This window comes from Metapseudomonas resinovorans DSM 21078 (assembly GCF_000423545.1).
GTDB lineage: Bacteria > Pseudomonadota > Gammaproteobacteria > Pseudomonadales > Pseudomonadaceae > Metapseudomonas > Metapseudomonas resinovorans.
Genome location: NZ_AUIE01000053.1, coordinates 1 through 10,229, shown reverse-complemented (window position 1 = coordinate 10,229; position 10,229 = coordinate 1). Strand labels below are relative to the sequence as shown.

The 10,229-nt window shown below is 60.6% G+C and carries 8 protein-coding genes and 2 pseudogenes; 9 read left to right on the top strand and 1 reads right to left on the bottom strand.

Going from position 1 to position 10,229, the window contains the following annotated elements; translation table 11 throughout:
- From G559_RS0123355 to G559_RS0123345, 3 genes and pseudogenes are all read left to right on the top strand, one after another.
- A partial coding sequence (locus G559_RS0123355; RefSeq protein ID WP_028630553.1) for an integrase core domain-containing protein occupies window positions 1-312 on the top strand: 312 nt, incomplete at its 5' end.
- A gap of 37 nt (window positions 313-349) precedes the next feature.
- A pseudogene (locus G559_RS29275) lies at window positions 350-1,984 on the top strand (type I restriction enzyme subunit R domain-containing protein); the annotation flags it as partial.
- Window positions 1,985-2,025: 41 nt separating this feature from the next.
- On the top strand, window positions 2,026-2,937 hold the full coding sequence (locus G559_RS0123345; protein ID WP_028630552.1) for a restriction endonuclease: 912 nt from the start codon (window positions 2,026-2,028) through the stop codon (window positions 2,935-2,937).
- A 129-nt stretch (window positions 2,938-3,066) separates the two neighbouring features.
- Here the strand turns inward: G559_RS0123345 and G559_RS0123340 are convergent, their stop codons facing one another.
- Window positions 3,067-3,909 (bottom strand): XRE family transcriptional regulator, encoded by an 843-nt coding sequence (locus tag G559_RS0123340; protein WP_028630551.1) that lies wholly within the window; start codon window positions 3,907-3,909, stop codon window positions 3,067-3,069.
- Between the two features lie 127 nt (window positions 3,910-4,036).
- Here G559_RS0123340 and G559_RS0123335 point away from each other — a divergent pair, with 127 nt between their 5' ends.
- From G559_RS0123335 to G559_RS0123315, 6 genes and pseudogenes are all read left to right on the top strand, one after another.
- The gene (locus tag G559_RS0123335; RefSeq protein ID WP_081668150.1) at window positions 4,037-4,825 is read left to right on the top strand and encodes a helix-turn-helix transcriptional regulator; all 789 of its coding nucleotides are present in this window, start codon (window positions 4,037-4,039) and stop codon (window positions 4,823-4,825) included.
- Window positions 4,826-4,990: 165 nt separating this feature from the next.
- Window positions 4,991-5,191 (top strand): annotated as a pseudogene (locus G559_RS31295) (YhfG family protein).
- A gap of 219 nt (window positions 5,192-5,410) precedes the next feature.
- Window positions 5,411-6,907, top strand: coding sequence for an aldehyde dehydrogenase family protein (locus G559_RS29270; RefSeq protein ID WP_081668149.1), 1,497 nt, complete (start codon window positions 5,411-5,413; stop codon window positions 6,905-6,907).
- Window positions 6,892-8,280, top strand: a complete 1,389-nt coding sequence (locus G559_RS0123325; RefSeq protein WP_028630549.1) for an amino acid permease — start codon at window positions 6,892-6,894, stop codon at window positions 8,278-8,280. The genes G559_RS29270 and G559_RS0123325 overlap by 16 nt, the downstream gene beginning before the upstream one ends.
- A 59-nt stretch (window positions 8,281-8,339) precedes the next feature.
- Window positions 8,340-9,179 carry a phytanoyl-CoA dioxygenase family protein gene (locus tag G559_RS0123320; RefSeq protein WP_028630548.1) on the top strand — a complete coding sequence of 280 codons (840 nt, stop codon included), beginning with the start codon at window positions 8,340-8,342 and terminating at the stop codon, window positions 9,177-9,179.
- Between the two features lie 109 nt (window positions 9,180-9,288).
- Complete coding sequence (locus G559_RS0123315) at window positions 9,289-9,654, top strand: SpoIIAA family protein (RefSeq protein WP_028630547.1); 366 nt, start codon at window positions 9,289-9,291, stop codon at window positions 9,652-9,654.
- Window positions 9,655-10,229: the final 575 nt, after the last annotated feature.

Sequence of the window (10,229 nt, the reverse complement as noted above, 5' to 3'; positions counted from 1 at the left end):
AGCGACCGTGGCAGCCAGTACGTCTCTATTCGCTACACCGAGCGGCTGGCAGAGGCCGGCATTGAGCCCTCAGTTGGCAGCAAGGGCGATAGCTACGACAACGCCTTGGCCGAAACCATCAACGGGCTGTACAAGGCCGAGCTGATTTACCGTCAATCATGGAAGAGCCGCGAAGCTGTTGAGATGGCGACTTTGAAATGGGTGCACTGGTACAACCACCAACGCTTGCTGAGCTCAATCGGATATATCCCGCCCGCGGAGGCTGAGGCAAACTTCTACCAGCAACAAGCAGGTCAGGCCATGGCGGCCTGACTTAAACGAAACGGCCTCTACAAAAGCCGGGGCGATTCAGTACTCCATGCGCCAGGCCATCGAGGAAGGTTTCATCCTCGATGTGCTGCAGAACTACACCACCTACAGCGCCGCCTGGAAGATCGCCCACCCGGACGGCGACGACGAGGAAGTGGACTCGAAGAAGGCGCGCATGAAGCTGGCGCGCTGGGTACGCCTGCATCCGTACAACATCAGCCAGAAGGTGGAGGTGATCGTCGAGCACTTCCGCGCCAATATTCGTCACCTGCTGGGCGGCCAGGCCAAGGCGATGGTGGTCACCAGCAGCCGGCAGGAGGCGGTGCGCTACCAGTTAGCTGTACAGGCCTATGTGAAGCAGATGGGTTACGGCGACGTGCATCCGCTGGTGGCCTTCTCCGGCAGCGTGATGCCGGACGGGGTGATCCCCGAAGAGGTGACGGAAAGCAGCAGCCTGCTCAACCCCGGCCTGAACGGGCGTGACCTGGCGGAAGCCTTCGACACCCAGGACTTCAACGTGATGATCGCCGCCAACAAGTACCAGACCGGTTTTGATCAGCCCAAGCTGTGCGCCATGTACGTGGACAAGAAGCTGCAGGGCGTGGACTGCGTGCAAACCCTGTCGCGCCTGAACCGCACCTTTGGCGATAGCAAGCCGACCTTCATCCTCGACTTCTTCAATGACGCCCAGGACATTCTCGACGCGTTCCTGCCGTACTACACCAAGGCCGAGCTGACCGATGTGACCGACCCGCAGCTCATCTATGACCTGCAGAAGAAGCTGGATGCCGAGGGCATCTACCACTGGGAAGAGGTGGCGGCCTTCGCCATCGCTTTCTTCGACCCCAAGGCCGCCGCCAGCAAGCTCAGCTACTACTGCGCGCCGGCCAAGGAGCGTTTTGCCAAGCGCTACAAGCTGGCCCAGGAGTCACGCCAGCAGGCGCTGGACTTCAAGCGTACCGCCGAACAGAACGGCGACAGCGCTGGTGTGAAGAAGGCCGAGGCTGCAATCAAGGAAGCGGGTGAGCAGGTTGATCAGCTCGACCTGTTCAAGAAGAACCTGCAGAGCTTTGTGCGCCTGTACGAGTTCCTCGCGCAGATCATCCCCTATGAGGATCGCGAGCTGGAGCAGCTGTGCGTGTATGCCAAGCACCTGCATCCGCTGCTGCGGGTGGATCGTCTGGATCAGGACGACGTTGACCTGGGCGAGCTGCAATTGAGCCACTACCGCCTGAGCAAGCGCGCCGAACATCAGCTGCGTTTGAGTGAAGAGCAAGGTGATTACGGCCTTGACCCCGCCAGCGCGCTCGGCAGTGGTAAGGCCCATGACCCGGAGAAGAAGCGGCTGTCGGAAATCATCGAGGCGTTGAACGATATCTTTGGCGCCGAGGTGAGTGATGAGGATCAACTGCAGTTCCTCACCGGCATCGCCAATCGCATCAGTCGCCAGGAGGATGTGATGGCCCAGGTCAACAACCACTCGGTCGAGCAGGTGATGCACGGCCTGTTCCCCAAGCGTGTGCTGGACACCGTGCTGGACGCCATGACCGACCACGAGAAGCTATCGCTTGAAGTGCTGGATAACGAGACCAAGAGCCGGGCCTTTGCCCTGGTGATCTTGAAGATGTTGAAGTCTGCAGCGAGCCTCGATGAGGACGCACTGCGCAGCACCTGATGGCTTGCTGGCGGGACGGATGCCACGGACAAGGAGTGAAGATGTCGATTCCGGATTTTCAAAGCGTCATGCGCCCGGTACTGGCAACGGTGCAAGACGGTGCGCCACTGCAACTCAGCGTACTGCGCGAGCGCGTTGCCGATCAGTTCCAACTGACTGAGGACGAGCGTAAAGAGCGTCTGCCGTCGGGCCAGCAAACGGTGATCAACAATCGTGTGGGCTGGGCTCGAACCTACCTGAACAAGGCCGGCCTTCTGACCATACCGGCTAAGGGCATGGTGCAGATCACTGCGCGTGGCCGCGACGTGCTGGCCAACGGCCCCGACCGCATCACGGTGAGCTGGCTGAAGCAGTTCCCCGAGTTCGCCGACTTCCATACCGCCAAGCCTGCGGCAGCGGATGCGCCTGCGGTGCTGGAGCTCGATGCTGCTGAGACGACCCCGGACGAACAGTTGGCCGAGGCCCATCAGGCGTTGCTGCAGTCGCTGGCCGATGAGCTGTTGGCGCAGGTCCGAGCGGCGACGCCGAGTTTCTTCGAGCAACTGGTGGTCGATTTGATGTTGGCCATGGGCTACGGCGGCTCACGCAAGGAAGCCGGCAAGGCGACCCAGGCCACGAACGACGACGGCATCGACGGCATTATCAAGGAGGACAAGCTCGGCCTTGACGTGATCTACCTGCAAGCCAAGCGCTGGAGCAACACGGTGCATCGTCCCGAGATCGACAAGTTCATCGGGGCGCTGACCCGTCAGCGGGCGCGGAAGGGTGTGTTCATCACCACGTCGGAGTTCTCCCAGGGGGCCCGTGAAGCGGCGCTGGGGTTGGATATCAAAGTGGTGCTGATCGATGGTGTTGAGCTCGCCCGGCTGATGGTGGAAAACAACCTGGGGGTAAGCGTCAAGCAGGTGTATGAGGTGAAGCAACTCGACAGCGACTATTTCGCAGAAGAGTGAGCTAGGGCAAAGCACATCTCCCCGAAAAGGGTAGCTGGACAGAGGCGCGGCTCCAGGAGCGCTTCCAGCTGCCTGCGGGCAGCAAAGTGTCCAAACGTAGGGTCAATGGCGCTCTGTTGAGACGCGCGTTCACAGCTTACGTGCGCTCCACGCCAGCAATGCGCTGGCATGAATTACGACGTCACCCATTGATGCAACCCGGCCCTTGTGCACCGGATTATCCGCAACCATCTCCACCTGATCATTCCCGGCCAACTGCAAGCGCCGGATGAACAGATGCCCCGCCCAGGTGATCAGGTAAACCCCATCCCCCACGAACTCGTTCACCCCGCAATCGACAATGACCGGGTCGCGGTCACTGAGGGTGCCCTCCATGCTTTGTCCCCACTGGGTGACGACGGCCAAGTTGGCAGCACGGGTGTAGTTGACGCCTTGTTCCCGCAGGAATGTCTCGCTGACGGTGATGCTGTGCACGGCCTCGCTGTAGTCGGCGGGCAGCTTTCCATCGGGCGCTAGGGCCTGGAGATCGAGATGGGGAATGCAGATTTCGCCTTCACCTGCGGCGTTTCGAGGCGATGCTAGAGGGGACTCACCGATGGCCGGGGGGCTGGGTTTGAGGCTTTCCGCTAGCGCCTGGGCGATGCGTTGCTTGGCGGCATTGTTGAGGCTTTTGCCGGCATGCTTTTTCAGCATTTCCAGGATCAGGGCGGTGGTTGCGTCTCTCGCTTCGCTGGCGCGGGCTGTTCGTGCATAGGAGCCGATGGTGACTGTGCGTGCTTCGTCATTTACGAGCCAACTGACATCGCACTCCAGTGCTTTTGCGAGTGCGATCAGGTTCTTCCCGCTGACCTTGTTGGCGCCCGTGGTCCAGTGGGTGACGGCACCTTTGGAGACGCCTACGAGTTGAGCCAACTCGGCGGCACTCAAGTGCAGCGCCTGCATGCGCGATCTGATGCGGTCGGGGAAGTCCATGGTTAAGGATGCTAAACACCGCATGGTTTAGATTCCTTGTCATGGTCTGTTTATTTTCCTAAACTCAGAGAGTTTAGTTTGCCTTCCTCTTTCTGTAGCGGCTTTCAGATTCTTGCGACCTCGATCTATGCACGGACAGCTCGTTGAATGGACCCAAGACATTGCCGGCGTATTGGCACGGCCTCCCGGCCGCGCTCAGTTACAAGCACTGGCCGACTGGCTACAACGCTTGGCCTTCGCTGATCACATTGCACTGTTCATTCATGAAGGGCGTCATCCGCCGCTGGCGCTGTTCGACACCATTCCACCGAACCTGCGTCAGCTGTTCGTTGGCGACTACCAGGCCGGCCCGTACCTGCTGGACCCGTTCTACCTGGCCTGCGTATTCGGCCAGGTCGATGGGCTGTACAGCATGCGGCGGCTGGCGCCGGAGCGCTTCTACACCACGTCGTACTACTGCAGTTACTACCGCTACCTGGGTTTGAGTGAGCAGCTCGGCTTCATCATCAGTCTGGGTGAGCAGGGCGGCGCGGTGTTATCGCTGATGCGGCTGCGGGGCGGTGCGGCCTTCAGCGATGGGGAGATGCAGCTGTTGCGCAGTGCGGCACCGGTCGTCGAACAGGTCGTGCGTGCGGCTTGGGAGGTGTATCGGCAGCCGCGCCCGCAGGCTCGCTCTGGTGTGGACGACAAGGTGGATGAGGCATTTGAGCAGTTCGGCCGTGGTGTGTTGACGGTGCGGGAGTGCGAGGTGGCGCGGTTGTTGTTGGAGGGGCACTCGAATCGTTCGGCTTCGCAGCAGCTGCGGATCGCGCCGGGGACAGTAAAAGTGCACCGGCGGAATCTGTACGAGAAGCTGGAGATTGGCAGTCAGTCTGAGTTGTTGGCGTTGTTCGTGCGGGAGTTGAAGAGGGGCTGAGGGAGGCGAAGTCCGTCAGCAGGGGATGGACTCGCGGGGGGCTGCGTTGCCCTTTGCGAATGAATTCGCCCCCACAGATGGAGAAGGGCTGTGCTTGCAGGCTGGTTGGAGCGCCGGAAGCGCCTTCCGCCATAATGACGCGGTACGCAACGAAAGAGGCCCCTGATGCCAACCCCGTCCCTACAGGTCAAGAGGGCCTATTACGCCAAGGCGCGCTAATCCAATTACGCGGCCAGCTTGCGTTTGGAGGGCTTCGACACGACGCCTGCCGATGCTGAGCACTTCGGCGACCTGAGCGTGCTGAATCCTCATCTTCGATCGCTGCATCGGTCCGCCGATTGCCTGAGCGCCCGGCTTCAGCAATGAGCTGCAAGGTCATCGTTTCACTCATTCCCTTCTACGAATCTGCTTCGTCCCCATCGCGCGCTTCGTGAGTCTCGAGGTGCGGGTTTGTCTCGCGTTATTGGCCTCTACGAAGTATCTGACAGCCCTGCGAGGTGGCCCGTACCTCAGTCGGCATAGGCGCCTTCCGCGAGGGCGTTGATAGCCTCGGCCCATCAATCAAGTCGCGCGGGGAAAACCACGATGAGCGAGCCAACGCTCTACATCGGCGGGCGTTGGGTGGCTCCGAGGCTCAGGCAGCGGTTCTGCAGCGTTGATCCGGCCCTGGAGAAACGCATCATGGAATTGGGGGCGGCTGGCGCGGAGGATGTTGACCTGGCCGTTCAAGCTGCCCGAACGGCCTTCAATTGTGGCTGGGCGCAGATGCCCGGCAGCGAGAGGGCAGGGTACCTGGATGCGCTGGCCGATAATCTGGAGCTGCGCCAGGAGACCTTGGCGGAGTTGGAGGTTCGCGACAACGGTAAGCCCTTGCGCGAGGCGGTAGCAGATGTGGCCGATGCCATCGAGTGTTTCCGCCGCTACGCGGGTCTGGCGCGGGAGCTGGACGAGCGTCAGGACCAGCCGCTGCGCCTGATTGACTCACGTTTCAGCTGTCGTATTCGCCACGAGCCGTCGGGAGTGGTGGGGCTGATCATCCACTGGAGTTTTCCGTTGCTGATGGCGGCGCGGACGATTGCACCTGTGTTGGCGGCAGGGGCGACATGCGTGGTCGTGCCGTCGGAGCTCACGCCACTGACTGCCCTGGAGTTGGGGCTGGCAGCGAGCCGCGTCGGGCTCCCTCCCGGGGTGCTCAACATCCTGTCGGGTTTCGAGGGGCAGACCGACCGGGCCTTGGTTCGGCACCCGGGCGTGGACAGGCTGTCCTTCGGTCGTTTGCCGCTCGGGGTCCAGACGCCCTCGACCGCCCTGGCCGGGGGAAGGGGGTTGGGTTTGGGGTCAAGCGGCAAGGCGGCCTGCATTCTGTTCGATGACGTCGATGTAGACGCCGCGGTGGAGTGGATAGTGCTCGGCGCCTTCCTCAACCAGGGGCAGGCCGCTGGTTCCATTGCGCGACTGGTGGTTCAGGAGAGCATTGCGCCTCGCCTGCTGGAGCGGCTGGTTGAGTCAGTGCGCGGTATGCGTCTGGGCCCAGGGATACTGGCGGGGGTTCAGATGGGGCCTCTCGTCAGTGCCAGGCAGCATCGGAAGTTCATGACGGTGATCCAGCACAGCCAACGGGCTGCGAAGTTGCTCATTGGTGGAAGACGCCCGGCTCACTTGCCGGTCGGCCACTTCGTTGAGCCGACCATCTTCGATGAGCCCGACATCAGGCATGAAATCTGGCGCGAGGGCATCTCTGGCCCGGTGTTCTGCGTAAAGCGCTTCAAGACCGAAGCGGAGGCTCTGGCTCTGATAAACCACGGCAGCCATGACCTGGCGACCGCGGTGTTCTCCGTTGACCTGGAGCGTGCTACCCGCATCGCCAACGGCCTGCGTGCCGGGGTGGTCTGGGTCAATTGCTCGAACCCGGCTTTCATCCGGGAACCCTGGGGGCTGGAGAGCTATCTGGAGAGCAAGCAGATCATCTGTCACGACAATGCAGAACGCTTGGGCTGGTACTCGAGGTGGGGGAGTGCGGGCAGCTCCGACGGCTTCGTTGATAACAACAATAAGGAGGCGACTCAATGGACGGGGCTGTAATGCGACGTGGTTTGAATACGCGGCATATCCGATTCATTGCCCTGGGCTCAGCCATCGGCACGGGGTTGTTCTACGGCTCGGCGGCGGCCATCCAGTGGGCGGGGCCTTCGGTGTTGCTGGCCTACCTGATTGGCGGCCTTGTGGTTTACCTGGTGATGCGCTCTTTGGGGGAAATGGCTGTGCGCTCGCCGGTGGCTGGCTCCTTTGGCCAGTACGCAAGCTGGTATCTGGGCCGCTACGCGGGGTTCCTAACCGGCTGGACCTTCGCTTTCGCTGTGGCGATGGTGTGTCTGGCTGACGTAACGGCCTTCGGCATTTATATGGGGCTGTGGTTTCCCGATACGCCGCGCTGGATCTGGGTATTGGGCATCGTTTGCTTCATTGCAGCGTTGAACCTGTGCAACGTGCGGGTGTTTGGCGAGTTGGAGTTCTGCCTGTCGCTGATCAAGGTGCTGGCCATCGTCGCCATGATCACGGCCGGTTTGGGCGTGCTGCTGCTGGGTATTCGGCTGGGCGATGGCTCGGGCGGGGCGCCGGCGCTCAGTAACCTCTGGACCCATGGTGGATTCTTCCCCAATGGTGTCGAGGGCATGGTGGCGTCTTTCACCATCGTGATGTTCGCCTTCAGCGGTATCGAAGTGATTGGTCTCACGGCAGGAGAGGCGAAGGACCCGCAACGGATGATTCCCAAGGCCATCAACTCTGTGCCGCTGCGCATCCTTCTGTTCTACGTGCTCACGCTGTTGGTGCTGATGGCGCTGTATCCCTGGCCGAAGATCGGCAGCCAGGGCAGCCCCTTCGTCCAGATATTCAGTGGGCTTGGAATCGATTCGGCTGCCAGCATCCTCAACCTGGTGGTGATCTCGGCAGTGGTATCCGCGATCAATAGCGACATTTTCTGCACGGGGCGGATGCTCTATGGCATGGCTGCGGCCGGCCATGCGCCGGCAGCGTTCGGGCGATTGTCGCGCCATGGCGTGCCCTGGATGACCGTGGTGGTGATCGCCGTCGCGCTGCTTCTGGGTGTACTGCTCAACTATCTGGTGCCGGATGAGTTGTTCCTGACATTCGCATCCCTGGTGACGTTCGCAGGAGTATGGGTGTGGCTGATGATCCTGCTCTCCCAGGTGGCGATGCGTCGGCGCCTTGGTGATGTGGAGGTCGCGAAGCTTCACTTCCGGGTGCCGTTCTGGCCTTACGGGCAGTACTTCGCCATTGCCTTCATGGTGTTCATTTTCGTCGTTTTGGGCATTTTCCCCGAGACGCGAGTGGCGCTCTATGTGGGCGCCGTCTGGCTGGTGCTGCTCTCGCTCGCTTACTGGCGTTGGGTGCGGCCGAAGGAAGTTGAACCACGTGCGCTTGAGTTGTCCTGACAGGAATGGCGGCCCATTGCTCTGTCGATGCGCATTACCTCGGGAAAAAGGAGTCCTGCATGACGCGGCACAATTATGAGTTCGAGCTCCCCCAGTCGACGATCGAGGCGTTCCAGCGTGACGGTGCGGTTTGCATCCGCCAGTTGTTCACGGTCGATGAAGTTGCGCTGCTGGAGCTGGGTATCGAAATCAACCTCGCCTCACCCAGCAACAGGGCCAAGGTGGCCAGTAGCCCGGATGATCCGGGCTGGTTCTTCGAGGATTTCTGCAACTGGCGAGATATAGAGGAGTACCGGCGCTTCATCTTCGAGAGTCGGGTGGGCTCGGTAGCGGCGCAACTGATGGGCGGAGGCAGTGCTCGCCTGTACCACGACCACTTGCTGGTGAAGGAGCCGAATACCCGCCAGCGCACGCCGTGGCATCAGGACCAGCCCTACTACAACGTAGATGGAAAACAGAACTGCAGCATGTGGATGCCGGTGGACCCCGTGGCGCGGGAGTCGACGCTGGAGTTCGTGGCCGGTTCCCATCTGGGGCCCTGGCTCATGCCGCGGAGCTTCCTGGACAACCAGGCCCGCTGGTTCCCGGAGGGCAGCCTGGCTGACCTGCCGGACATCGAGGCGGACCGCTCGCGTTGGAATATCCTCGGCTGGGAGCTAGAACCCGGGGATGCGGTGTTCTTCCACATGCTGACGCTGCATGGCTCCGGCGGAGTAAGCGGAAAACGAAGACGGCGGGCATTCTCCTTGCGTTTTCTCGGCGAAGACATGCGCCATGCCTCTCGGTCCTGGAAGACGTCGCCGGAGTTTCCAGGGTTGATCGACCAGTTACCTGACGGTGCGCCTATGGAGCATCCGTTGTTTCCGGTTCTGTGGCCGAGGGGGCGGAACGGCGCCTGACCCGCTGTTATCTGAAGGGGCTGGACAGCGTCCGGCCCCTTCCAATTGCCTTGTCGTTTCCAGCAGGCGGCGTATTGTGAAAGGCATACTCCCGCATGGAGGTGTTGCTATGTTCCAGGTAATGCGAAATGGCGAGAATCGCGTAGACGTCGACTTTGCCGGAAAGCTCGATAGCGATGACATGCGCACAGCGATCGATCAGCTGTCGCAGCAGTCCGAAGGCATCGCCCATGGCCGAATGCTTTATCGGATAGGCAAGTTCGAAATGCCGACGCTGGGCGCCATGGCCGTTGAAGTCTCACACATTCCTCAGCTGTTCAAGGTCGTTCGCCGGTTCGACCGTATGGCGGTAGTGGCCGACAAGGGATGGGTGAGGAAGGTGAGCGAGGTCGAGGGGGCGCTGATTCCGGGGTTGACGATCAAGGCCTTCGGTTCGCAGCAGGCGGCGGAAGCTGAAGCCTGGCTGCAGCGCTGAAACCGTTGTATGCCACACCCCCTGTGCGCCGCCTTTGGGCGGCGCTTCTATATATAGGAAGAAGTCGGCGCTGCCGGTATTCAGGCGGCATGACAAAAAGGTTTCAATTAAGTATTGACGGCAGAATCTGCATCCCTATAATGCGCACCTCTTCCGGCGCAGTTGCCAAGAAAAACTCCTTGTAAATCAATGAGTTAAGTGGCTGGCGAAGGTGCTGGGAGGTTCCGCTTCGCAAGGTTCGCCACTGGCGAATGAAGTTGGAAAGGAGGTGTTGACAGCGTGATTGAGCGCTGTAGAATGCGCCTCCCGCTGACGAGAAGAGAGATCGGATCGGAGGCGCAAGCGGTTGAGTAGAAAAGAGATTTTCGAAAAACAGCTTGACAGTAAGAAAGGCTGCTGTAGAATGCGCGGCCTCGGTTGAGACGAAAGACTTGATCGAAACGCTCTTTAACAACTGAATCAAGCAATTCGTGTGGGTGCTTGTGAGGTAAGACTGATAGTCAACTGATTATCAGCATCACAAGTAACACTCGTGAATTCGAGAGTTTATTTGCGATTGCTGAGCCAAGTTTAGG

Excerpts from the sequence above, each read along its gene's own strand:
- G559_RS0123345 (WP_028630552.1), top strand. The coding sequence starts at position 2,026 with ATGTCGATTCCGGATTTTCAAAGCGTCATGCGCCCGGTACTGGCAACG.
- G559_RS29270 (WP_081668149.1), top strand. The coding sequence starts at position 5,411 with ATGAGCGAGCCAACGCTCTACATCGGCGGGCGTTGGGTGGCTCCGAGG.
- G559_RS0123335 (WP_081668150.1), top strand. The coding sequence starts at position 4,037 with ATGCACGGACAGCTCGTTGAATGGACCCAAGACATTGCCGGCGTATTG.
- G559_RS0123340 (WP_028630551.1), bottom strand. The coding sequence starts at position 3,909 with ATGGACTTCCCCGACCGCATCAGATCGCGCATGCAGGCGCTGCACTTG.
- G559_RS0123315 (WP_028630547.1), top strand. The coding sequence starts at position 9,289 with ATGTTCCAGGTAATGCGAAATGGCGAGAATCGCGTAGACGTCGACTTT.
- G559_RS0123320 (WP_028630548.1), top strand. The coding sequence starts at position 8,340 with ATGACGCGGCACAATTATGAGTTCGAGCTCCCCCAGTCGACGATCGAG.
- G559_RS0123325 (WP_028630549.1), top strand. The coding sequence starts at position 6,892 with ATGGACGGGGCTGTAATGCGACGTGGTTTGAATACGCGGCATATCCGA.